The sequence below is a fragment of the Sneathiella sp. P13V-1 genome (assembly GCF_015143595.1).
Classification (GTDB): domain Bacteria; phylum Pseudomonadota; class Alphaproteobacteria; order Sneathiellales; family Sneathiellaceae; genus Sneathiella.
In genome coordinates this window covers 183576-208130 of record NZ_WYEU01000003.1, presented here as the reverse complement: position 1 = coordinate 208130, position 24555 = coordinate 183576, and the positions used below count along the sequence as shown (strand labels likewise).

Here is a 24555-nt window from a genome sequence, read left to right as displayed (position 1 = left end):
GACCAGCTCCGATTGACTTGTGTCGTCTTTAGTTTTCCATGTTGGCAGAGTAAATACCTTGGCGGGCTGCACTTACCAATCGTGCCCGGCGAATCAAGGCTTCCTGAGCTGTTGTTACGTTCTCATCTTTTCCCTGCCATGTGGCAAGCGCGGACCCTTGCAGTGCACGACCATATGAATAGCTGAGCTCCCACGGTGCTTTCTTTTCACCGCCATTGATGGCGTTCAGGTTCGCACAGGCCGTCGGTTCATCCTGACCGCCAGATAAAAATACGATGCCTTGCACCGCAGCTGGCACGGTTTGCTCAAAACAATACAGGGTTTTTGTGGAAACTTCGTAAGCGTCAGCCTGTTCAGGGCATTCCAGACCGGAGATAACCATGTTTGGCTTCAGCAACATTTGCTCGAGAACGACACGTTGCTTGTACAGTTCGTCAAAAACTGTTTTCAAAACAGTTTCCGTCACTGCATAGCATTCATCTATGTCATGTTCACCGTCCATCAACACTTCGGGTTCTACAATAGGGACAAGGCCAGCTTCCTGACACAGAGCGGCATAACGGGCAAGAGTATGAGCGTTTGTATCAAGGCCATATTGGCTTGGAGCACCGTGCCCAATTCGGATGACAGCGCGCCATTTGGCAAACTTTGCACCAAGTTCAACATATTCATTGAGCCGTTCTCGAAGACCGTCAAGACCTTCTGTGATCATCTCCCCTTCGGAGAAAGGAAGAAGTGAGGTACCTTTATCCACTTTGATGCCGGGAATAATCCCCTCATCCATCAGATATTCTGCGAAAGGCTGACCATCAGATGTGGATTGGCGGATGGTTTCATCATAAAGGATGACGCCGCTTATATAATCTGAAAGACCTTCCGTTGTGAAAAGTAATTCCCTGTATTTACGGCGATTTTCTTCGGTTGACTCGACACTAATTGAGGCAAGGCGTTTTGCTATTGTCCCTGTGCTTTCATCGGCTGCAAGAATACCTTTCTTGTCAGCGACAAGCATCGCTGCGATATCTTCCATCAAAACACTTGCCATTGGTATTTCCTTTTTATTTATACGCCGAGAGCTTTAACTCCTGGCAATTCTTTACCTTCCATCCATTCAAGGAACGCACCGCCAGCAGTTGAGATATATGTGAAATCATCACTTACTCCTGCTTTGCCAAGGGCGGAAACCGTATCACCACCACCTGCGACAGAAACCAGTTTTCCTTGTTTGGTAAGGGCAGCGGCTGTCTCAGCCACCGAGAATGTCGCGCGGTCAAATGGTTCAATCTCAAATGCACCAAGCGGGCCATTCCAGATAAGAGTATTACAGTCAGCCAGAACTTTCTTAAGTTCTTCGGTCGATCCTGTGCCCATATCCAGCATCATTTCATCAGATGCCACGTCATTTACAGAGGCGTTGCGGTTCTCGGCATTTGCCTTAAATTCGCGCGCGAGAGCAGCGTCAGATTGCAGGAAAACATTGCAGCCGACTTTGTCAGCTTTTGCCAGAATTTCGGATGCGGTTTCTGCAAGGTCGTGCTCGCAAAGAGAGGCACCAACATCAACACCTTGGGCGTTCAGGAATGTGTTCGCCATACCGCCGCCAATCACTAGGTGATCCACCTTCTCGATCAGATTGAATAGCAGGTCCAGCTTGGTTGAAATTTTCGCGCCGCCAACAATTGCCATGACAGGTCGTTTTGGCGCTTCCAGTGCAGCGGACAGAGCTTTGAGTTCTGCTTCCATATTGCGACCGGCATAGGCAGGTAGCTCGCGAGCCAGTGCTTCGGTTGACGCATGAGCACGGTGGGAGCAGGAGAAAGCATCATTGACGTAAAAGTCACCCAGCTTTGCCAGTTCGCTTGCAAAGCCGGGGTCATTTTTTTCTTCGCCCGCATGGAAGCGGACATTTTCAAGGAGAGAGATATCACCATCCGTCATATCATTTACAACGGACGCTGCCGTATCACCGATGCAGTCTGAACCAAACGCAATGTTCAAGTTCAGATGATCAGCCATCACATTTGCCACAGCCGCGAGAGACATTTCAGGAACCACTTGCCCTTTAGGGCGGCCAAAGTGGCTAAGAAGCACAACTTTTGCACCCTTTTCCGCTAATTCACGTACTGTCGGAGCAACCCGTTCAATGCGTGTGTAGTCGCTGACTTTTCCGTCCTGCATAGGGACGTTCAGGTCAACGCGGACCAGAGCAGTTTTTCCTTTGGCATCAATGCCATCCAATGTCTTGTACGCGGCCATAGCCCATTACTCTCCCTGATCGGTGATTAGCCGAGGTTAGCCATTACAACAGCTGTGTCATTCATGCGGTTAGAGAAGCCCCATTCGTTATCGTACCAGCTAAGGACGCGAACGAAAGTGCCTTCGATAACCTGTGTCTGAGTGACATCAAATGTGGAGCTGGCTGGGTTGTGGTTGAAGTCAATGGAAACCAGTGGCTCATCACATACACCCAGAACACCTTTCAGACGACCTTCGGAAGCGGTGCGAATAGCGTCGTTGATTTCTTCTGGAGTTGTTGCGCGGCCGGCAACAAATGTCAGATCAATCATGGACACATTTGGTGTTGGAACACGAACAGAAGTACCATCCAGCTTACCTGCCAGTTCAGGTAGAACCAGACCAACCGCTTTAGCAGCACCAGTAGACGTTGGGATCATGGATGTTGCTGCTGCACGTGCGCGGCGAAGATCGCCGTGAAGTGTATCCAGAACTGGCTGGTCACCTGTGTAAGCGTGAACAGTTGTCATGAAACCATGAGACAGGCCAACAGTTTCGTTCAGAACCTGAGCAACTGGTGCAAGGCAGTTTGTTGTACAAGAAGCATTTGACACGATCTTGTCATCTGCTGTCAGCTGATCGTGGTTCACACCGTAAACAACAGTTTTGTCAACTTCTGTACCAGGTGCAGAAATCAGAACTTTCTTGGCGCCGGCTTCGATATGAGCTTTCGCTTTGTCTGCATGAGTGAAGATACCTGTACACTCGTAAGCGATATCCACGTTCAATTCGCCCCATGGCAGATCTGCAGGGTTGCGTTCTGCAGTTACTTTGATTTCACGACCTTCGATAAAGATGCTGTTGTCTTTAACTTCAATGTTGAACGGGAAAGGACCGTGAACGCTGTCATATTTCAGCAGGTGTGCATTTGCCGCAACGGAACCCAGGTCGTTGATGCCAACAACTTCAACATCTGTACGACCGGACTCGTAAATAGCCCGAAGAACATTACGGCCGATACGACCAAATCCGTTAATCGCTACGCGAACTGTCATTTTTAACTCCTATGACTGACTTTGGCGACGCCCGCCGCCCATTTCCTAAGTGCTCGTTAGAGCTGCCCTTTTGCCGCTGCTACAACGGCTTCACTCGTAATTCCAAAATGCTCGTATAGTGCATCAGCAGGTGCGGAGGCACCAAAGCTGTCAAGACCTACAAAAACACCGTCATTGCCGATAAATTTCTGCCAACCGAAGGAACATGCGGCTTCAATGGCCACTTTAGCGGTGCCTTCACCCAAAACTTCCTTCTGGTAGTCCGCATCTTGTTGAGCAAATAGTTCCCAACAAGGGACGGAGACAACACGTGTGCTCACGCCATCAGCTTCCAGTGCTTTCTGTGCATCCAGAGCAATGGTCACTTCTGATCCTGTTGCAAAGAGTGTGACTTTCGCCTCTTCAGATGCGGAAGATAGCTCATAGGCACCGCGCGCTGAAAGATTTTCAGAAGAGTAATCTTTGCGAACTGTTGGCAAGCCTTGACGGCTAAGAGATAGAACGGAAGGTGTTTTCTTTGCTTTCAGTGAAAGTTCCCAGCATTCAGCAGTCTCAACAGCATCCGCAGGGCGGAAAACGTTGACATTAGGCATGGCGCGAAGCGATGCCAGATGTTCAACAGGCTGGTGGGTTGGGCCGTCTTCGCCAAGACCGATGGAGTCGTGCGTCATAACATAGACAACGCGCTGTTCCATCAAAGCGGACAAGCGAATGGCAGCGCGGGCATAGTCAGTGAAGACCATAAAAGTGCCGCCGTATGGAATAAATCCGCGATGCAGTGCCAGACCGTTCATAATGGCGGACATGCCAAACTCACGCACACCATAATAGACGTAGCGACCGGAGAAATCCTCTGGTGTTACAGGAACAGTGTGTTCTGTTTTTGTCAGGTTGGATCCTGTGAGGTCAGCAGAACCACCAACGGTGTTTTGAACATTACCGTTGATAATGTTGAGAGCTTCCTGACTTGCTTTACGGCTCGCCCAACCTGGTTGTTCTTCACTGAGCTGGCGTTTGTAATTGGCCATAACTTCATCGAAGTCGGCTGGCAATTCACCGGAGAGAGCAAATTCAAATGCCGCTTTTTCATCAGCAGGCATTTCGTCTACTGTTTTTTTCCACTCGCAAGAATGACGGGCACCTTTGGTGCCTACAGCGCGCCAGCGATCCAGTATTTTTCCTGGAATTTGAAATGGGCCATGTTCCCAACCAAGAGCGGCACGGGTCAGCGCGATTTCTTCTTCACCAAGAGGTGCGCCGTGAACACCAGATGTGCCCTGTTTGTTAGGGGAGCCATAACCAATGGTCGTTTTGCACGCGATCAGGGATGGTTTGTTTGTTTCCCGTGCAGCTGCAATCGCTTTTTCAATGTCTTCTGGATTGTGACCATCACAAGAAAATGTGTCCCAACCCAGTGCTTCGAAACGCTTACGCTGGTCGTCGCCAACGGCAATGTCGGTCTTGCCGTCGATGCTGATTTCGTTGTCATCCCAAAGCACGATCAGTTTGCCAAGTCCCAAATGACCAGCAAATGAAGCAGCTTCGTGGCTGATCCCTTCCATCAGGCAGCCGTCACCGGCAATGACATATGTGTGGTGATCAACTACATTGCGATAACGTGCAGCCATCATTTTTTCACCAAGCGCCATACCAACGGCGGTTGCAAGACCCTGCCCTAGAGGACCGGTTGTGGTTTCGATGCCGCTTGCGTGGCCAAACTCAGGGTGGCCTGCCGTTTTTGCGCCTAGCTGGCGGAAATTTTTAATCTCGTCCAGTGTCATATCTTTATACCCTGTGAGATACAGCAGGGAGTAAAGCAGCATGGAGCCGTGGCCGGCGGACAGGACAAAGCGATCGCGATCAGGCCAGTTCGGCTTCGCCGGATCAAATTTCAGAAACTTGGAAAAAAGCACTGTTGCGACATCGGCCATACCCATTGGCATACCGGGATGTCCAGAATTGGCTTGTTGCACGGCATCCATGGAAAGTGCACGGATTGCGTTAGCCATATCATTGTGCTTGGAGTTTGCAGGCGAAGTATCGGCGCCGTTTGTGTTCATTTTCGACTCTTTGCTATCCACCCGCGGTTTTGTACTGGTTGGTTCTTTTGGCCCGTTGCATGAAGCGACACTCGGTCGGGTCAAATTCCAACAACTGCAGGTGCCCGTTTCGGGACTGAACAATGTTATAACCGGCTGATCTATGCCTAGGTGGCAAAAAATTTAAAGCACGCGAAAATACGCACCGGACCAACCAGTCTCGGAATCGTGGGGAAGATGCCGTTCAATGGCCTCAACGTCAACAGCTTAGTTTGTCACAACTCGTTTTAACCCAACAAAAAGTGATAAATGTATTTCAGTTGACGGGTATAAGATGCTGGACATATTGTTCGGTAGTCGTACCATACTCCGGTTGAGGGGCAAGATAGGGCCGCAAGTCATGGGGAATCAAGAAGAGATCGAATCGCGAATTATTGCCGCTATTGAGCGGATTGAGAGATTCAGCGAAAAACCACAAGAGATGCCCCAGCAGGCATCTTTTATAATGGGCGATGATCCAGCTATCAAAGATGAACTTGAGACACTCCGTTCTGAAAACCAGTTGCTTCGGCAAGAGCTGTTGGAACTTACCGCAGCGTATAACGGCTTGAAACAGGCGGCGACAAATGTTTCAGGTAAGTTAGATGATACAATCGAAAAAGTGAGCGAATTGCTGGAGCATTAAGATGGCGAGTGTAACAGTTAAAGTGAATGGCCGTTCCTATCCCATTATCTGCGGCGATGGGGAAGAGGATCATCTGGTCTATTTATCTGAATATGTTGATAAGAAAGTCCGTGATCTCAGCAATATGGCGGCCAGTGCCACTGAATCTCAACTTCTTCTAATGGCAACTTTATTGATTGCTGATGATCTCTCTCAGGCCTATGAAACGATCGACGAACTGAAACAGAAAAGCACTGGTGAAAAAGAGGGAAGCGCACAACAAGTTGATCTGGAAAATTGGGCAAACCGTTTAGAGATGGTTGCAGAACGACTTGAAAAGGCTTAAGTAACGCCTGCTGCACTGCCTTGTGCGTCAGATTATAGTAATCCTGGGGCCAATAACGAAATCTGGGGGGCTAATCCCTGATTGGATCGTGGTCCTGTTAAATCGGCTCCCACCTGACTTGTCAGGCCACAGAGATTTCATACAATCGACGGCTATGGTGGTGCGGCACATATTTTGTGCGTGCACTCTGGATCAGGCCTCAAGATGTCCCGTGAAGTTGAAAAAAAACGCCTGCGGGAAAAGGCGAAACTTATGCGGGATCAGATAAATGATCCTAAGGCGGGTCAGCGTGCCGCAGACCTGTTTTTATCCGAGATTTCTTTAGACCGTGATAAAAGAGTTGGCGGCTATTATCCTTATGGAAGTGAGCTGAATTGCTTGCCTTTGATAGAAAAGCTGACAGATCTAGGTATCATGACGAGCTTACCTGTTGTTCATGCAAAAGCATCTCCGTTAATATTCAGGAAGTGGCAATCAGGCGACGTAACTTATGCCGGTGCTTACGGCATTCCGACTCCCACAGAAGAGCAGAGCATTGTTGAGCCGGATTTGCTGCTGGTCCCGATGCTTGCTTTCGATGGTAAAGGCGGGCGGCTTGGTTACGGCGGCGGGTTTTATGACAGAACCCTCGAGAAAATGAGAAAAGAAAAAGATGTGATCGCTGTCGGCTATGCCTATGCTGAACAGGAAGTGGATCATCTGATCACAGACACCCATGATCAGCCGCTGGACTGGATGGTCACAGATAAATATGTAAGGAAATTCCGTTGAAAGTACTTTATTGCGGTGATGTGGTGGGTCGTGCAGGGCGTGACATTGTCATTGAAAAAGTCCCTGAGCTTCGAAAAGAGCTGGATCTGGATTTTGTTGTGGTGAACGGTGAAAATGCGGCCTCAGGCTTTGGTATCACTGAGAAAATCTGCCAGTCTTTTTATGACGCTGGTGTGGATTCCATTGTTCTTGGGAACCACGCATTCGACCAGAAAGACATTATGGGATACATGGCAAACGATGTTCGCCTGATCCGCCCCTTAAACTACCCCGAAGGAACACCGGGGCGCGGGGCGGCGGCCTTCAAAACCAAAAAAGGGAAGAGCATTCTGGTTCTGCAGGCAATGGGCACGGTCTTTATGGATCCGCTGGATAACCCGTTTCATGCTGTGGATAAAATCCTTCAAACGGGCCGGCTCGGGTCAAAGTATGATTTCATTTTTGTTGATATCCACGCAGAAGCAACGTCAGAAAAAATGGCTATGGGGTTTCATTGTGATGGGCGTGTTACTGCAGTTGTTGGAACCCATCAACATACTCCAACGGCAGATGCGATGATCTTGCCTCAAGGTACTGGATATCAGACAGATGCTGGTATGTGTGGGGATTATCATTCAGTGATTGGAATGGAGAAGGAAGAGCCTCTACGGAGATTTACCAAAAAAATCCCGGGAGGACGTTTTTCACCTGCACTCGGTGAGGCAACTTTATGTGCGGTTCTGATCGAAAGTGATGATGCAACAGGTCTTGCAAAGAGCATTCGCCCTATTCGGATCGGCGGCCACCTTATTCAGACTTAAGGCTTAATTATTTTTCCGTTTTCTTAATAATGTTCTGATATCTCCTGCAGTATTAAAGCACATTTGTAGTATAAAGTACTGCGCTGGAGGCGAATTTGCAGAACAGCGAAACCCATTTTGAAGTCTTGGGGCAAAGAAGCGGTAGTTGGTCATTGCAGAAGGTTTGCGATGGTGAAAAGGCTGCTGTTGATTATGCACGGCAATTTCACAGCGAGCTAAAACTCGACGCTGCGAAGGTAATGAAAATTACCTATGATACTTCTGCGCAAAATTACATCGAAAAAGAGGTCTATTTTGCAGGGGAAAAAGCCGTCGCGTCAAAGCACAGCGACGTTCCCCCAATACTTCCTATCTGTAAATCTGCAAGCGATCTGTACCTATCCAATTCGCGCAGAGAGATATTCAACGTTCTCAGAAAACCTCTGGAAGGTTGGAAAATAACACCTGTTGAACTGCTTTATTGCGCTGAGCATGTTCAGCGCTTGAATGATACCGGTCAAATTTTGCAAGGTGCTGTGCAGAAGGTTGCGATCGCCCAAATTCAAAAGACAGGGCAAAAAGTCAATGAACGTGTGTTGGAGTTGTACAACTTCACCAACGAGATCCTGCAGGATTTGAAAACCCATCGCCAGAAAAGTGACCTTGGGATTGATCAGAATGAAGATCTTGAGAAGCTAAAGCAGCATTTAGCGGACAATGAAGATCCAAGAAAAGATTTCTTTGTTGCCCTAAGTCATTACTTCAATCGCTTGCCAAACTTGTCAGACAAGTTTGAAAAAACGCTTGAATTTATTGAGAAGTATGATGATGAGGAAATTCTGGATATCCTGGATCACTATTTGGCGGATCATCTACTTTGGAGCGCCAATGTCAAGGTACTGCTTGGCGAAGAAGAAAATCTTGGCGAGGGGTTGTTGGCTTTGATTGATTTGATCCGCGGGCAATTGCGGCCGCGGGCGGATCGCCATTACATCATCGATAAGCTAAATAGCCTGTATGCTGACAATAAAATGTCAATTAGCCGGAAGACGCTGGTTCACAAACTGACGACCGGCCTGACGGGTAATGCGTCATTTGATACTACAAGTCTGCTTCAGAATATCCTTTATCACCGAAAAATTGCCCAGGCGCTTCACCTCGGCGGAGAGAAATATATCGGTGAAAGTGAAACCTATGATGCCCTTAAAAACAGATGTGAAAAGCTGACGGGAAGTACAACGATTGGCAACCTGCTGGAAGGGTTGGACCATCCGCTTGATCGTGTGGAAAGGCTGTTGGATGCATCCGCCGGGTTTGTTGGGGCCGTCAATTTACGATCGTTGGCAAACTATATTGTTCCCATATTGGAAAGTGCCCATAACCGTGGCATCGTTATAGAAGATATAGATAAAGGTTTTGCAACGCTTCGTCGCTTGTCCGCGTTGCAACGTAAGACCCGTAAAACAGGATTTCCTGATTTCTTTCAAAGGCGTATTTTGAGTGATTTGGATGATCTTGCCTATGAAGGCATGATGGAAACAAAAATCATGGAAAAAATGGTAGAGCAGTCAGAAAATATGCTGATGGCCGGGATGGCGTTGTTGGGCACCGTATTTAAAGGGGAAATGCCACGCCCCAAAACCATGACAGAGTTCAAGCTGTTCACTCGTAAAACCATTATGGCAGAAAAGTTTTTGATGCATATTCAGCAACACGCCAAAGGCGGGGCCGTTGAGAAATCGCGGCTTCAACAATTCTATAAATTGCTTGAAGACACCCGAATGGATCTGAAATCCTGAGTGTCCGAGTATTCTTGGTCTCAATAAATTTCCTTTTTTTTCATTCTGGGCTTGGGTCCATGCCTTGCATGAGGTAAAAAAACAGCATGCATGCTGGTTGATAGTGGTCTTTTGACAATTAGAGACCGTTTTCAGGGCTTAAAACGCGATAAATGGGGAAGCGCCCCCGAGTTTAAGAGAAGATTTATGGCAGGACATTCCAAGTTTAAGAACATCATGCACCGTAAAGGTGCGCAGGATAAAAAACGCGCAAAGATTTTTGCTAAACATATTCGTGAGCTGACTGTTGCTGCGAAAACTGGGCTTCCAGATCCGGAAATGAACCCACGCCTACGTACCGCTATCGCCGCGGCCCGTGCGGACAATATGCCGAAAGACAATATTGATCGTGCCATCAAACGTGCTTCTGAAGGCGCCGATGGCGATAATTACGAAGAAATGCGGTATGAGGGATATGGTCCCGGTGGCGTAGCTGTCATCGTTGAAACTTTGACAGATAACCGTAACCGTACAGCGGCAGAGGTTCGTGCGGCTTTCTCAAAATCCGGTGGATCCCTCGGTGAAACTGGTGCCGTTTCGTTTATGTTTGATCAAGTGGGGCAGATCACATATGCGGCAGAAGGCATTGACGCGGATGAAATTTTCGAAATCGCGCTGGAAGCCGGTGCTGAAAATGTTGAAAGCTCTGACGACGCCCATGAAATTACGTGCGCCCGTGAAGACTTCAACGATGTGCAAAGCGCTCTTGAAGAAAAATTTGGCACGCCGCAAGAAGCCGGCATCATCTGGAAGCCAAATAACTCCACTCCTTTGGAGACTGAGGAGAAAGCAAATTCCATCATGAAGTTGATTGATGTTCTGGAAGACAATGATGACGTCCAGAACGTTTTCGCCAACTTTGATATTCCTGACGAGATCATGGAAAAGCTCGGCGGTTAATACTAACGGGGGATTTGACCATGCGCCTTCTTGGGTTGGATCCGGGTTTGCAGCATACTGGCTGGGGTATTATTGAGGCGGAGGGAAATTCGCTCCGCCATCTTGGGAATGGGTCTATTTCCTCCGACAGTTCTTTGGATCTCGCAGGACGCCTGGTCCAATTATATGACGGTATTGAAAAAGTGATCGGTGATTGGCAGCCGGATGAAGCCGCCGTTGAGGAGACATTCGTCAATAAGAACCCGGTGTCTACTTTGAAGCTGGGGCAGGCGAGGGGGATTTCTTTGCTGGTGCCAGCACTGCATAATGTTCCGGTAACTGAATACGCGCCCAATAAAATCAAGAAGTCGGTTGTGGGTGCTGGTCATGCCGGGAAAGAACAGATCCACGCAATGGTAAATATGCTTCTTCCCGGGTGTAAAATTCAAAATGAGCACTCTGCTGATGCGCTGGCAGTTGCGATCTGTCACGCTCATTATGCTGGCACAAAAAAAAGTCTGAAACGGGCGACACAAATGGCAGGAGGTAAGCCGTGATTGCAAAATTGATCGGCAAAGTCGACAGTTTTGGGGAAGACTGGGTCATCGTTAATGTGAACGGTGTGGGTTATTTGGCTTTTTGTTCTGCCCGAACTTTACGCAACCTGCCGACCGAAGGTGGGGATGTAACTCTGCTCATCGAAACCCATGTACGCGAAGATCATATTCACCTGTATGGTTTCCAAACTCAGGCTGAAAAGCAGTGGTTCACTCTCTTGCAAACTGTGCAGGGTGTGGGCGCGAAGGTGGCGTTAGCTATTTTGGCGACATTTGGGGGGGATGAACTTACTCAAATTGTTGCGGCAGCCGATAAAACTGCTCTTACGCGTGTAAGCGGTATCGGTCCAAAGGTGGCCGGGCGCATCACTTCGGAACTGAAAGACAAAGTTGCAAAGATGGATTTGGGGGCGGCGGCTTTCCAAACTGCAGCTACCGATAAAAAAGCCAGTAAGACAGTCGACAGCGGCGCGGGTGGTCCTGTGGCTGCTGGTGATGCTGTATCTGCGCTTGTTAATCTCGGATATGCGCGAGGCGATGCTTTTGGCGCGGTCGCAACTGCAGGACGGCAACTGGGGCCAGATGCCACGGTTGAGCAGTTGATAACTGCGGGACTTAAGGAGCTGGCTGTATGAGCGATGATCGTCTTGTAAGTTCCGGAAAACTGGATTTGGATGAAAATGAACGTCATTTAAGGCCGCAGGTCCTGGATGATTTTATTGGCCAAAAACAGGTTCGCGAAAATTTGAGCATCTTTATACAAGCCGCCCGCTCCCGTGGTGAAGCGCTGGATCATGTCATGTTCTTTGGACCTCCAGGTCTTGGAAAAACGACACTTTCCCAAATTGTTGCGCGTGAACTAGGGGTGAATTTCCGCGCGACAGCGGGACCTGTGATCACAAAGGCCGGAGATTTGGCGGCGCTGCTTACAAATCTTGAAGAAAATGATGTATTGTTTATCGACGAAATCCATCGCTTATCTCCCGCAGTTGAAGAAATCCTTTATCCTGCCATGGAGGATTTTCATTTAGATCTCATCATTGGCGAAGGTCCAGCTGCAAGGTCCGTTCGGATTGATTTGCCGCCCTTTACGTTGGTGGGCGCAACGACACGTTCCGGTTTGATTACAACTCCACTTCGCGAACGATTTGGTATTCCGCTTCGAATGAATTTCTATGAACCGGATGAGCTGCAGCTTATTGTCTCGCGCGGGGCCCGGGTTCTTGGATTTGAACTCAGCGATGATGGCGCAGAAGAAATTGCCAAACGAAGCCGGGGAACACCACGTGTTGCGGGCCGCCTTTTAAGACGTGTCCGTGATTTTGCTGCAGTTGCGGGGGATAAAGTTGTTACGGCTGATGTGGCGGACGCGGCGCTATCACGCCTTGAGGTGGATAAACGCGGACTGGACGCAATGGATCGGCGCTATCTAAGACGGATTGCTGAAGATTTCGGTGGGGGGCCTGTCGGCGTTGAGACTTTGTCTGCGGCGTTGTCTGAACCCCGCGATGCTATTGAAGACATTATTGAGCCGTATCTTATTCAGCAGGGATTGCTTCAGAGAACTCCGCGAGGTCGTTTACTGACAGAAGCGGCGTTTGATCATTTGGGCCTTGGCTTCCCAAAAGAAATATCCAGACAACTGAATTTGATGGACCGTGAGGGCGGGGATGAGTAACGCACCCGCGCTTGGGCGTATTGTCGATCTTGATGACGGTCGTCAGGAACATCATTTTGAGCTGCCTGTGTATTGGGAAGATACGGACGCTGGCGGTATTGTTTATTACGCCAATTACCTGAAATTTACAGAACGCGCCCGCACAGACTTGCTGCGCTTGTTGGGCATTCATCAACAGGAAATGTTGGAAAAGGACGGACTGAACTTCGTCGTTCGGGAATGTCACATCGATTATCTTAAATCGGCGAAACTTGACGATTTGTTGATGGTCAAAACCCAGTTGGGTGACCTTAAAGGGGCCACATTGCGCATGTATCAGAATATCTATTGCGCTGAAGAATTATTAATCAAAAGCGAGGTGCGTGTGGCATGTCTGGGAGAAACTGGAAAGCCTGCCCGTTTTTTGCCTCAAATCAAAGATAAGTTCGCGTTAATGATCAGCCGTCGGGAGCCGTGAAAAAGTAATGGAAAATGAAGCAGCCACAATGGTGCAGGAATTAGGTGGTGTAGCGCACAACCTGTCCATGTTTGATCTGTTTTTACAGGCGGACATTGTTGTTAAAATTGTGATGATCGTTCTGATCCTAGCATCCTTCTGGTGCTGGGCAATCATTATCGACAAGGTTTTGCGGTTTAGAAAAGTCACCCAACAATCTGATGATTTTGAGCAGGATTTCTGGTCAGGTGGAAACCTAGAAGATCTTTACCGTCGTGTAGGTTCCAATCCGGACAGTCCGCTTGCTATGCTGTTCTCAACAGCTATGCGCGAATGGCTGCGTTCCACCGAAAAAGGTATTGATGTTCACGTTCACACGGGACTTCAGGCCCGTATCCATCAGGTGATGCGCGTTGCCATTGATCGTGAAGTGGAACGGCTTGAAAAATACATGGGTTTCCTTGCGACCGTTGGCTCAACTGCCACATTTATTGGCTTGTTCGGTACCGTATGGGGAATTATGAACAGCTTCCAGGCCATCGCGGCGACCAAAGATACATCATTGGCTGTTGTAGCCCCGGGTATTGCAGAAGCATTGTTTGCGACGGCTCTTGGTCTGGTTGCGGCGATCCCGGCTGTTGTGGCCTACAACAAATTTACAAATGATCTTCAGAAAATCATCACCCGCCTCGAAGGGTTCGCAGGCGAGTTTTCCGCGATCCTCTCTCGTCAGTTGGAGCAAAACTGATGGGCATGGGCGGTGGACAATATGACGCCTTCTCTGGAAAGGGACGAAAGGGTCGCCATCGGGCAATGTCAGAAATTAACGTCACGCCTTTTGTGGATGTGATGTTGGTTTTGCTGATTGTCTTTATGGTGACTGCCCCGTTGCTCACAGTTGGAGTGCCGCTTGATCTGCCGGAGACTAAGTCTACCACAGTCCAGGGTAATGATGAGCCATTGGTTATCAGCGTTGATCGTGAAGGGCGGGTCTTCTTGGAAGATCTGGAAATTGGCCTCGAAAATCTCGTTGAGAAACTTCGTGCTGTAACCGGTGAAAAGGCGGATCAACGTATTTTTGTGCGCGGCGACCGTGACGTAAATTATGGGCGTGTTCTTCAGGTCATGGGCGAAATTCATGACGCTGGATTTACGCGTGTGGCCATGGTTTCCGCAGGACCATCTAAAGAAAAAACCGAGACTGAAAAGCGCTAGGTGTTGTTTTTGGCATGAAAGTATCGGCGCTCATATCCGCTGCCCTGCATCTGATCATTCTAATTGTGATGTATACAGGGTTGCCGCTGTTCCAGGACCCGGAAGTCCTTGAGCAGCCACGCGTGATTGAGGTAGATCTGGTTGAGATTGCAGATATTACCAACTTGCCAAAGCCAGAACCCAAACCAGAGAAAAAACCGGACCCAAAGCCTGAGCCTCCGAAGCCAGAGCCAAAACCAGAGCCTCCTAAACCTGCGCCGAAGCCGGAGCCTCCGAAGCCTGAACCACCCAAACCGGAACCGAAACCAGAACCAGTCCCGGAGCCTGAACCCGCGCCCGAGCCGGAACCTGAGCCTGTGCCAACTCCGAAGCCTGAACCAAAACCTGAGCCAAAAGAAGAGGTGAAGCCGGAAGAGAAGCAAGCGCTTCCTGTTCCAAAGCCACGGGTTCGTCCAAAGCCTGAAACGGTAAAAGCTGAGACGAAGAAAGAAGAGAAAAAACCTGAAAAGAAATTTGATCTAAGTCAGATTTCAGCTTTGCTTGATAAGAAGAAACGGGAAAAAGCGTCACAGAAAACAGAAGAAAGCGACACAAAAAAGTCGCAATCTGCTGAAAAGGTGACGAGCAGTTCGAGCAAGGGGGCAGATCGATCTCTTCCACTTAGTATTAGTGAGAAAGACGCGTTCCGTCGTCAGGTGGAAAAGTGCTGGAATCCACCTACGGGTAGCGTGAAAGCGGAGGACCTGATTGTGACAGTGAAGATTTCACTGAACAAGGATGGTACCGTGAAAGGTCGCCCTGAAATCGTAAGAAGTGGATCTTACGGAAACAGGTTTGAGAAAATTGCGGCTGAGAGTGCCGTGAGAGCAGTATTGCAATGTCAGCCTTATAAGCTGCCGATTGCCAAATTTGAACGCTGGCGCGATACTGTGTTGAAATTTGATCCAAGGGAGATGTTTGGACAATGAGTGGTGGATTGGGATTAAGCGCACTTTCGAAGAAAATAGGCGCAATTATCTTAATGGTCTTTGCGATGACGTCGCTGGCACGGGCAGAGTTGGTTATCGACATTACGCAAGGCAACGTTAAACCCCTTCCAATTGCGATTTCCGATTTTGCCGGTCAATCTGAAACAACCAATATTATTGGTCAGCGGATTGCAGATGTTGTCAGGGCTGACCTGGAACGGTCTGGTCTTTTCAAGATCATTAGTAAAAACGCGTTTCTTCAACAAATCAGTGATATTCAGGCGATCCCAGTATTCTCAAACTGGAGAAAAATCAGTGCGCAGGCCCTGACCAATGGTATCGTGACATCTTTGCCAGATGGGCGACTGGAAATCCAATTCCGCCTTTGGGATGTGGTTTCAGAACAATATCTGGTTGGACATAAGCTTTCCACTCAACCAACCAACTGGCGCCGTCTCGGGCACAAAGTCGCTGATTACATATACGAGCGACTGACAGGGGAAAGCGGCTATTTCGATACACGTGTTGTTTATGTTTCTGAAAGTGGACCTGCCAATCGTCGTGTAAAACGTCTGGCGATTATGGATCAGGATGGTGCGCGCCATCAGTTCCTGACCGATGGCAGCAATCTGGTGCTGACGCCGCGGTTCTCGCCGAGTCAGCAAGTCATTACGTATCTTTCCTACTTTAATAACCGCCCTCGGGTTTATTTGCTGGATATTGATACCGGGCAGCAGGAAGTTCTTGGCGAATTCCCGGGCATGACATTTGCCCCGCGCTTTTCACCTTCTGGTAATCAAGTCGTCATGAGTATGGCTGATAATGGTAATTCAGATATCTATATTATGGATTTGCGTACGAGAGCCGTGAAAAGACTGACGAAACACCCGGGCATTGATACCGCGCCTTCTTTCTCACCAGATGGCTCGCAGATCACTTTTGAATCTGATCGTGGTGGCCGCCAGCAGCTTTATGTGATGAATGTGGATGGCAGTAATCAGAAACGTATCAGCTTTGGGCGCGGCAATTATGGCACACCGGTATGGTCACCTCGCGGAGATTTGATCGCCTTTACAAAACTGACGGGCGGAAAATTTTCCATTGGTGTCATGCGTACGAACGGCTCTCAGGAACGAATTCTAACTGAAGGTTTCCATAATGAGGGCCCGTCCTGGGCGCCAAATGGCCGTGTTCTTGTGTTTTTCAGGCAAATACCCGGCAAAAACGAAAAAGATCCCGATAAAGTTCGCTTGTGGTCTATTGATCTCACGGGTTATAACGAAAGAGAAATTATTTCTCCGCGGGATGGGTCTGACCCTGCATGGTCGCCCTTGATTCCGGATGGTAGATAAGTATAGTTAAAAGTGTAAGTCTGTTAAGGGGTCTATATTTCAGTGTCAGGCATCGCGAATAAATAAAAGCGACGTTTTACTTGGGATACCCATAAATATAATCTCCAGAGGATGGGAGTTAATTAAATGCGGCTCAATCTTGGCCTTAAATTCTTGAGTATGATTGCTGCACTGACATTGGTCGCAGCCTGTGAAACGGCACCGCAGGATTCCGGTGACAGCTCTGGTGGGGGCGCTTCCACATCAGCAAGCACATCTGGTTCCGGTAGCTCCGCGACTTCTGGCGGCACAGCCACAAGCGTACAGCCTGGTAGTCAGGAAGACCTCGTTCTGAACGTTGGTGATCGTGTATTCTTCGGTTTTGATAAATACAATCTGACAGCCGAAGCTCGTTCAACTGCACAGCGTCAGGCAGCATGGTTGAAAGCGAACCCAACAGTGACTGTGACAATTGAAGGTCACGCTGACGAACGCGGTACGCGCGAATACAACTTGGCACTCGGTGAACGCCGTGCGACTGCAGTGAAAAACTACCTGGTCACACTGGGTGTTTCTTCTTCCCGCGTTGCAACGATCTCTTACGGTAAAGAGCGTCCAGTTGCACTTGGTCACAATGAAGAAGCATGGTCACAAAACCGTCGTGGTGTAATGACTGTCAACTAAGTGACATGAACTCTTAAAAGGCCCGCTACCTGACCAGAAAACTGGATATGGTGGCGGGCCTTTTTATTTGCAAAACACTGCCCCTGTTTGGTCACATTAAAAAACTAAATTTGCAGTGTAAAATATCTTGGATCAGTCAGTAGGTTAACTGACCGGCAGGTAATTGAGGGTATCAAGATGAGACGGTTTGAGCGATCTCTGATCAAAGTAGCATTGGTTTCATGCGTCGTTTTTGGCAGCTTGTCTAGTGTTGCCACGGCACAGTCAAGTGATGTTCAAACATTGGTTGACCGTTTGAATAGGCTGGAAGCAGACCTTACAAATGTTCAGCGGAAGGTCTTTCAGGGCGCTTCTGTTCCAGCACCAAATGTTTCTGCTTCTGGTGGTGGCAATATTTCAGGAAGTTCAGAAGCTGCTGTCGTGCTCTCATCCCGACTTGACGCGTTGGAGGAAGAACAACGGCGCATTACCGGAAGTTATGAAGAGATCAATTTCCGTATTGAACAGATTAAAACCCGACTCGATAAACTGGTTCTTGATATAGATTACCGCCTGACTGAGATTGAAACACGCCTGAACGGCGGTGGCGGTCAACCGGTTGTCGGTAGCGCGCAGCAAAACCCTGCGGTGAGCAACCAGTTTTCTGCACCTGATGCGGGAACAGCCAATGATACGGCGCTTGCAGCACCACAAACTACGCAAACTGACCCTACACTTCCCAAAGGTAGCAAGGTTTTGGGGACGTTAAAAGTTGATCAGCAAGGTAATCCGATTGTAAATAGTGGCACGACCGCTCCTGCAACATCAGCGGCAAATGATACTTCTTCGGTTGCAGCAGTAACCTCATCTCTCTCTCCCGCCGATCAGTATAACGAAGCGATTTCAATGATCCGCAAAGATGATTATGCCGGAGCTGAAGTTGCATTCAGGACCTTTTTGGAGGCAAATTCAGAACATCCACTGGCTGGTAACGCACAGTACTGGCTAGGTGAAAGCTACTATGTCCGGGGAGATTATCCGAATGCGGCATCCGCGTTTCTAGGCGGCTACCAAAACTATCCGAAAAGCGGGAAAGCAGCTGATAATCTTTTGAAATTGGCCATGACACTTGGCCGGATGGAACAAAAGGTTGAGGCTTGCGCGACGTTTGAACAACTGGATAAACAGTTTAGTAATCTGCCAGCAAGACTAAAGCGCATCGCAGGTCGTGAGAAAACCAAATTTGAATGCAACTAACTGGGTTCTCTATCCATGACTGATACCTTGCTTGAAAAATTCGAGCGGGGCATGGAAGAGTGTGCATCCAGGCTAAACAGTAACAGACGCATTGCTATCGCCATCTCCGGTGGGTCAGACAGTGTCGGGCTTTGTTACTTGCTGAAAACATGGTGTGAAAAACATGGGTATGTGTTGAATGCCTTCACAGTGGATCATGGACTTCGGGTGGAAGCTACCGATGAAGCAAAGCTGGTCGCCCGGTGGTGTAAGGAGATTGGGATTTCCCACCAGATTCTTAGAAAAGAAACCACACCACCTCTACATGGTGTTCAGGCGTATGCTAGAGATTTAAGATACGGCTTACTGGAAGAGGCTTGCTTGGCTGATGGTATTTCTGATCTGTTTTTGGGACATCAGGAAGAAGACCAGATTGAAACCTTCCTGATGCGTTTTTCCAAGGGAAGCGGTTTGTCCGGTTTGGCTGCCATGCGGCCTGTCTCTATACGCGGTCAGCTCACACTGCACCGACCAATGCTTTCAATCCCGAGGCGAGAGATTAGGGACTACCTGCTTGAGCGTTCAATTGACTGGATTGAAGACCCAAGTAATGAAGATCCTCAATATACAAGGACGGCCCTCGGAAAAATCAGGGCAGAAATTTCAAACCTCCCTGGGAGTGGGCAATCTTCTCTCAGTCGTTCAATTGTAAGACTTATGCGCGCCGAGAACGCCGTGCAAGAACAAGTGAATGGCTTTTTAAAGCAGAGCGTTTGTCTCTCTCCTCTTGGATTTTGTGAAATAGATAAAGTGTCTTTTCTCAAAGGCAGTACAGAAGTTCTTATTCGGGTAATGGAAAAAGGACTTTGTGCCGTTAGTGGCCTTTCAAATATTGAAAGACTGTCCGAAGTAGAAAGATTAGTCGACGGTCTTCTGATCAACGAAAATGGGGCTACACTTGCTGGATGCCAGATTTTAAACCAGAAAGATAAACTGATTATTTGTCGGGAGGCAGGACGCAAGGGTCTGCCGTCTACACCATTCCCCGAAAATGGTGAAGTGATCTGGGATAACCGATTTCACGTAAAAATGATCTCTAACAAGAACGATGCAGCAGGTTTGTTAGTGGAGGCCATAGGGCTGGAAGGCTTTAAGGAAATCGGTGAAGTGATTCCCAAAGAGATTAAAAACTTTCCCGCGGTGATTAAATATAATCTGCCAGTTCTCCGTAAAGAGGGGGAAATTGTTGCTGCCCCGCTGATTTGCCCTGAAATAAAAGGCTCAGGCATTGCAAAAGGTCAGGTTGAGATGCTATTCAACTCTGAAATCGTTCTAAATTGAAGTTAGTGGACAGGTTGCCCTTGGAACTTGTCTATATTGACTTATATTTAACATGTTTCCCCGATGATAGGGGTGGGTTTATCGGATCTGGTTCAAGTCGCCAGATCCATTTATGGGAAGATCTTTCGTGAATCTCTTTGGCAAGAATGTAGTGCTTTGGGTGTTAATCGGCTTATTGGCCCTCATCCTGTTTAATGTATTTAATGACACATCCCCTCGCAATGCTGGTTCCAACCTTGCTTATTCCACATTTTTGGAAAAAGTTGACAGTGGTGAGATCACAAGTGTGACGATCCAGGGGCAGAACATTACCGGGAATGCCGATGGTCAAAAATACTCAACTTATGCACCGAACGACAACACGCTGGTGGAACGCCTGAATTCTCGTGGCGTTCAGATCACCGCAGCGCCTGAAGAAGAAGGCAGCCTGTTGATGGCCACATTGTTGTCCTGGTTCCCGATGCTTCTATTGATCGGCGTCTGGATTTTCTTCATGCGTCAGATGCAAGGCGGCGGCGGAAAAGCAATGGGCTTTGGTAAATCAAAAGCCAAATTGCTGACAGAACGTCAGGGGCGTGTGACTTTTGAAGATGTGGCAGGCATTGAAGAAGCAAAAGAAGAGCTGGAAGAGATCGTTGATTTTCTGAAAAACCCACAGAAATACCAACGTCTTGGTGGTAAAATTCCAAAAGGCGCTCTTCTTGTGGGTCCTCCGGGCACTGGTAAAACACTGCTGGCACGTTCTGTTGCAGGTGAAGCAAATGTGCCTTTCTTCACTATTTCGGGTTCTGACTTTGTCGAAATGTTTGTCGGCGTTGGTGCAAGCCGTGTCCGTGACATGTTTGAGCAAGGTAAGAAAAACGCCCCCTGTATTATCTTTATTGATGAGATCGATGCCGTTGGTCGCCATCGTGGTGCCGGCCTTGGTGGTGGTAATGATGAGCGCGAACAGACACTCAACCAGATGCTGGTTGAAATGGATGGTTTTGAAGCGAACGAAGGCGTGATCCTACTTGCAGCAACCAACCGTCCGGATGTTCTGGATCCGGCTTTGCTGCGCCCGGGTCGTTTTGACCGTCAGGTGGTAGTTCCAAATCCTGACATCATCGGTCGTGAAAAGATCCTGAAAGTTCACATGCGTAAAGTGCCTTTGGCCAACGATGTAAATGCGCGGACTATTGCCCGTGGTACACCAGGTTTCTCAGGTGCGGATCTTGCGAACCTTGTGAACGAAGCAGCCTTGCTGGCAGCACGTAAATCCCGCCGACTTGTCACGCAGCAGGAATTTGAAGAAGCGAAAGACAAAGTCATGATGGGCGCGGAACGTCGATCCATGGTTATGTCTGAAGACGAGAAAAAACTTACCGCTTATCACGAAGGTGGCCACGCTTTGGTCGGTATGCATATGAAAGCATCTGATCCAGTCCATAAAGCCACTATTATCCCACGTGGGCGTGCTCTTGGTATGGTGATGCGTCTTCCTGAGAAAGACAGTTATTCACTGCGTCGCGATCAGTGTTATGCAAACCTCGCTGTTGCAATGGGCGGCCGTATCGCTGAAGAAATGATTTTTGGACATGATGCGGTAACAACTGGCGCATCCGGTGACATTAAAATGGCGACAGATATGGCGCGTCGAATGGTTACCGAATGGGGGCTCTCAGAGAAGTTGGGACCACTGATGTATAGCGCTAACCAGGAAGAGGTTTTTCTTGGTCATTCTGTGGCACAGCAGAAGAATGTCTCTGATGCAACTGCACAACTTATTGATCAAGAGGTTCGCCGTTTTGTTGAAGAAGGTGAAGCAACCGCTCGGAAGATTCTCGAAGATCACGAAGATCAACTGCATCGTATTGCAAATGGCCTGTTAGAGTATGAAACACTGAACGGTGATGAGATCAAAATCTTGATGGAAGGTGGGGATCTTAATCGTCCAGAGGATGAAGATCCTGTGGATCATGGCCCAAGTTCATCTGTTCCAACGACAAGCGGTCCCAAAAATACGGGTCCAGAAGGCGGGATGGAGCCAGAGCCACAACCCGGTAACTAATGGTCTCAGAAATGATTGAATACACAGAAGGCTCCGCATTTTTGCGGGGCCTTTCCTTATCTGACCGCCTTTACCTTGCCCCCTCAGAGGAGCTTACAAAAGGTGCCGTGGATATCGCTGTACGTTCCGAACAAGGAACTGTGCGGTTTTACCGGACTTCCTCCAGTGGTCTTCAAAAATGGATTGACGGCGGGGACCTGAATGCAGCCAGAATTGCTGAACAATTAGAAGCTCTGGAGCGTTTCTGGAAGCAGCAAAAGCAAGACGACTATTGCCCGCGCATCATGGGCATTGTAAATGTCACGCCAGACAGTTTTTCTGACGGCGGCAAATTTTTTGATCCAACCCATGCTATTTCACACGCAAAACAGCTTATCTCTGACGGGGCAGATATCCTTGATATCGGCGGCGAAAGCACCCGCCCCGGGGCGGATAGGGTCGAAGTCGATGAAGAAATAAATCGGGTTGTCCCTGTTATTCAGGGATGTCAGGGACTTGGCAAAGTCATCTCGATAGATACGCGTAAGTCTGCTGTTATGGCGTCTGCCATAGAAGCCGGGGCCAATTTAATAAATGACGTGACAGCGCTTGAATATGATGAGGGCAGTATCAATGTTGCCTTGAAATCAAACCTGCCCGTTTGCCTGATGCACAGCTCCGCAGATCCAAAGGTGATGCAGGACAATCCAACTTACGATCACGTTCTATTTGATGTGATAGATTATCTGCGAGATCGGAAAGAAGCCTGCCTTCAGGTTGGTATAAGGACGGAAAATATTATTCTCGATCCTGGCATCGGATTTGGGAAAACCGTTGAGCATAATCTCACCCTGTTAAAAGGCTTGCGGTTTTTCCACGGTCTTGGATGTGATATTCTCCTTGGATTGTCACGCAAAGCCTTCATCGGAAAGCTGGATCGGATTGGCCCGGCGGAGGAACGTGTGGCAGGATCTTTAGCTGGGCTTCTATATGGCCTTAAAGCAGGGGTTCAGATGTACCGCGTACATGACGTTGCAGAAAGCCGTCAGGCAATCGCTGTTTGGCAAGGAATTGCTAAACAGTCTCTGAACGTTTAATAATCACATTTAATTAGACTAAAGCCGAGGGGACTATGGCGCGCAAATATTTTGGAACGGACGGCATTCGTGGGACAGCAAACAAAGATCCCATGACCGCTGAAATTGCGCTTAAACTGGGGAAAGCCGCAGGAGTGAGATTTGCCAATCGCGGTGATTACCGGCACCGGGTCGTTATTGGTAAAGATACACGTCTGTCTGGCTATATGATTGAGCCAGCGCTTACGGCAGGTTTTATCTCCGTTGGAATGGATGTGATCCTTGTTGGTCCTCTGCCAACGCCAGCGATTGCCATGCTCACCCGATCTTTGCGGGCAGATCTTGGTGTGATGATTTCCGCTTCTCACAATGCGTTTCAGGATAACGGTATCAAGCTGTTTGGACCTGATGGGTATAAACTCTCCGATGAAGTTGAGTTGGCCATTGAAGCGGATATCGACAATTCCGAAAACCTCATCCTTGCGGCACCTGACAAGCTCGGACGGGCAACGCGTTTGGACGATGCGCGCGGTCGGTATATTGAGTTTGCAAAAGGAAGTTTCCCAAGGGATCAGCTTCTTAACAAATTGAAGATTGTGGTCGACTGTGCCAACGGTGCGGCTTACAAGGTCGCGCCAACGGTTCTTTGGGAATTGGAGGCAGAGGTCATTGCTATCGGGGATAAACCCGATGGCTTTAATATCAATAAAGATTGTGGTTCTACATCTACGGAAGCCATGTGTCGCCGCGTTGTCGAAGAGGGGGCGGATCTAGGTATTGCTCTCGATGGTGATGCCGACCGTCTCATCATGTGTGATGAAAAAGGCAATATCGTGGATGGCGATCAATTGATGGCGTTGATCGCCAGAAGCTGGGCGGATCGCGGATTGCTGAATGGCGGCGGTCTTGTGGCGACTGTAATGTCCAACATGGGTCTAGAGAAATACTTGGAAGGCCATGGCCTTTCCCTCATTCGCACCGCTGTGGGGGATAGATATGTGGTCGAGCATATGCGCTCTCAAGGCTATAACCTTGGCGGGGAGCAATCCGGTCACATGGTCATGAGTGATTTTGGAACGACAGGCGATGGCCTGATCGCCGCCTTGCAGGTTCTTTCCGTTATTGTGAAAGAGGAAAGACCCGTTAGTGAGATTTGTAAATGCTTTGAGCCGTACCCACAGATCTTGAAGAATGTTCGTTATTCAGCGGGTCAGCCGCTGGAGGACGAAAACGTAAAATCCGCGATCAGCGCAGGTGAAGAGAAACTTGCCTCAAGCGGACGGTTGCTTATTCGTAAATCCGGAACAGAGCCTCTCATCCGCGTAATGGGAGAAGGGGAGGATCCAAAACTTGTTGAGCAAGTTGTGGATGACATTGTTGCAGAAGTTCAAAAAGCAGCAGGATAAAAGCGAGACCAAT

24 protein-coding genes and 1 other RNA gene are annotated in these 24555 nt (G+C 48.6%); 21 read left to right on the top strand and 4 right to left on the bottom strand.

Annotated features, from left to right (window positions below; genetic code table 11):
- Positions 1–28 precede the first annotated feature (28 nt).
- The 4 genes from GUA87_RS14105 to tkt are packed head-to-tail and all read right to left on the bottom strand — an operon-like array spanning position 29 to position 5350.
- A complete protein-coding gene (locus GUA87_RS14105) occupies positions 29–1045 on the bottom strand; it encodes a class I fructose-bisphosphate aldolase (RefSeq protein WP_193717245.1) in 1017 nt (338 codons plus the stop codon).
- A gap of 17 nt (positions 1046–1062) precedes the next feature.
- Positions 1063–2256 carry a phosphoglycerate kinase gene (locus GUA87_RS14100; protein WP_193717244.1) on the bottom strand — a complete coding sequence of 398 codons (1194 nt, stop codon included), beginning with the start codon at positions 2254–2256 and terminating at the stop codon, positions 1063–1065.
- A 26-nt stretch (positions 2257–2282) separates the two neighbouring features.
- Complete coding sequence (gene gap / locus GUA87_RS14095) at positions 2283–3290, bottom strand: type I glyceraldehyde-3-phosphate dehydrogenase (protein ID WP_193717243.1); 1008 nt, start codon at positions 3288–3290, stop codon at positions 2283–2285.
- A 56-nt stretch (positions 3291–3346) separates the two neighbouring features.
- Positions 3347–5350 (bottom strand): transketolase, encoded by a 2004-nt coding sequence (gene tkt, locus GUA87_RS14090; RefSeq protein WP_193717242.1) that lies wholly within the window; start codon positions 5348–5350, stop codon positions 3347–3349.
- Positions 5351–5729: 379 nt separating this feature from the next.
- Between tkt and GUA87_RS14085 the strand changes: the two genes are divergently transcribed.
- The 21 genes from GUA87_RS14085 (at position 5730) to glmM (ending at position 24542) form a co-directional block, all read left to right on the top strand.
- The gene (locus tag GUA87_RS14085; protein WP_193717241.1) at positions 5730–6014 is read left to right on the top strand and encodes a DUF4164 family protein; all 285 of its coding nucleotides are present in this window, start codon (positions 5730–5732) and stop codon (positions 6012–6014) included.
- A 1-nt stretch (position 6015) separates the two neighbouring features.
- Positions 6016–6339 carry a cell division protein ZapA gene (locus tag GUA87_RS14080; RefSeq protein ID WP_193717240.1) on the top strand — a complete coding sequence of 108 codons (324 nt, stop codon included), beginning with the start codon at positions 6016–6018 and terminating at the stop codon, positions 6337–6339.
- A 9-nt stretch (positions 6340–6348) separates the two neighbouring features.
- Positions 6349–6507, top strand: a non-coding RNA gene (gene ssrS, locus GUA87_RS14075) — 6S RNA.
- A 36-nt stretch (positions 6508–6543) separates the two neighbouring features.
- Entirely contained in the window at positions 6544–7110 is a 567-nt protein-coding gene (locus GUA87_RS14070) for a 5-formyltetrahydrofolate cyclo-ligase (protein ID WP_193717239.1), read from the top strand.
- On the top strand, positions 7107–7910 hold the full coding sequence (locus tag GUA87_RS14065) for a TIGR00282 family metallophosphoesterase (RefSeq protein WP_193717238.1): 804 nt from the start codon (positions 7107–7109) through the stop codon (positions 7908–7910). Before GUA87_RS14070 ends, GUA87_RS14065 begins: the two co-directional genes overlap by 4 nt.
- Positions 7911–8005: 95 nt before the next feature.
- Complete coding sequence (locus GUA87_RS14060; protein WP_193717237.1) at positions 8006–9688, top strand: hypothetical protein; 1683 nt, start codon at positions 8006–8008, stop codon at positions 9686–9688.
- Between the two features lie 186 nt (positions 9689–9874).
- Entirely contained in the window at positions 9875–10627 is a 753-nt protein-coding gene (locus GUA87_RS14055) for a YebC/PmpR family DNA-binding transcriptional regulator (RefSeq protein WP_193717236.1), read from the top strand.
- Between the two features lie 20 nt (positions 10628–10647).
- Positions 10648–11163, top strand: a complete 516-nt coding sequence (ruvC, locus tag GUA87_RS14050) for a crossover junction endodeoxyribonuclease RuvC (RefSeq protein WP_193717235.1) — start codon at positions 10648–10650, stop codon at positions 11161–11163.
- A complete protein-coding gene (ruvA, locus tag GUA87_RS14045; RefSeq protein WP_193717234.1) occupies positions 11160–11798 on the top strand; it encodes a Holliday junction branch migration protein RuvA in 639 nt (212 codons plus the stop codon). The genes ruvC and ruvA overlap by 4 nt, the downstream gene beginning before the upstream one ends.
- On the top strand, positions 11795–12841 hold the full coding sequence (gene ruvB / locus GUA87_RS14040) for a Holliday junction branch migration DNA helicase RuvB (protein ID WP_193717233.1): 1047 nt from the start codon (positions 11795–11797) through the stop codon (positions 12839–12841). Before ruvA ends, ruvB begins: the two co-directional genes overlap by 4 nt.
- On the top strand, positions 12834–13298 hold the full coding sequence (gene ybgC / locus GUA87_RS14035; protein WP_193717232.1) for a tol-pal system-associated acyl-CoA thioesterase: 465 nt from the start codon (positions 12834–12836) through the stop codon (positions 13296–13298). The genes ruvB and ybgC overlap by 8 nt, the downstream gene beginning before the upstream one ends.
- Before the next feature lie 7 nt (positions 13299–13305).
- Positions 13306–14025, top strand: a complete 720-nt coding sequence (gene tolQ, locus GUA87_RS14030; protein WP_193717231.1) for a protein TolQ — start codon at positions 13306–13308, stop codon at positions 14023–14025.
- A 5-nt stretch (positions 14026–14030) separates the two neighbouring features.
- On the top strand, positions 14031–14492 hold the full coding sequence (gene tolR / locus GUA87_RS14025; RefSeq protein WP_415774802.1) for a protein TolR: 462 nt from the start codon (positions 14031–14033) through the stop codon (positions 14490–14492).
- Positions 14493–14506: 14 nt separating this feature from the next.
- Entirely contained in the window at positions 14507–15460 is a 954-nt protein-coding gene (locus GUA87_RS14020) for an energy transducer TonB (RefSeq protein WP_193717229.1), read from the top strand.
- Complete coding sequence (tolB, locus tag GUA87_RS14015) at positions 15457–16812, top strand: Tol-Pal system beta propeller repeat protein TolB (RefSeq protein WP_193717228.1); 1356 nt, start codon at positions 15457–15459, stop codon at positions 16810–16812. The genes GUA87_RS14020 and tolB overlap by 4 nt, the downstream gene beginning before the upstream one ends.
- A 126-nt stretch (positions 16813–16938) precedes the next feature.
- Entirely contained in the window at positions 16939–17475 is a 537-nt protein-coding gene (gene pal / locus GUA87_RS14010; protein ID WP_193717227.1) for a peptidoglycan-associated lipoprotein Pal, read from the top strand.
- Positions 17476–17652: 177 nt separating this feature from the next.
- Positions 17653–18711 carry a tol-pal system protein YbgF gene (ybgF, locus tag GUA87_RS14005; RefSeq protein ID WP_193717226.1) on the top strand — a complete coding sequence of 353 codons (1059 nt, stop codon included), beginning with the start codon at positions 17653–17655 and terminating at the stop codon, positions 18709–18711.
- A gap of 15 nt (positions 18712–18726) precedes the next feature.
- On the top strand, positions 18727–20031 hold the full coding sequence (tilS, locus tag GUA87_RS14000) for a tRNA lysidine(34) synthetase TilS (protein WP_193717225.1): 1305 nt from the start codon (positions 18727–18729) through the stop codon (positions 20029–20031).
- Positions 20032–20158: 127 nt separating this feature from the next.
- On the top strand, positions 20159–22081 hold the full coding sequence (ftsH, locus tag GUA87_RS13995) for an ATP-dependent zinc metalloprotease FtsH (protein WP_321575919.1): 1923 nt from the start codon (positions 20159–20161) through the stop codon (positions 22079–22081).
- An 11-nt stretch (positions 22082–22092) separates the two neighbouring features.
- On the top strand, positions 22093–23157 hold the full coding sequence (gene folP / locus GUA87_RS13990; protein WP_193717223.1) for a dihydropteroate synthase: 1065 nt from the start codon (positions 22093–22095) through the stop codon (positions 23155–23157).
- Positions 23158–23192: 35 nt separating this feature from the next.
- Positions 23193–24542, top strand: a complete 1350-nt coding sequence (gene glmM, locus GUA87_RS13985) for a phosphoglucosamine mutase (protein WP_193717222.1) — start codon at positions 23193–23195, stop codon at positions 24540–24542.
- Positions 24543–24555 lie beyond the last annotated feature (13 nt).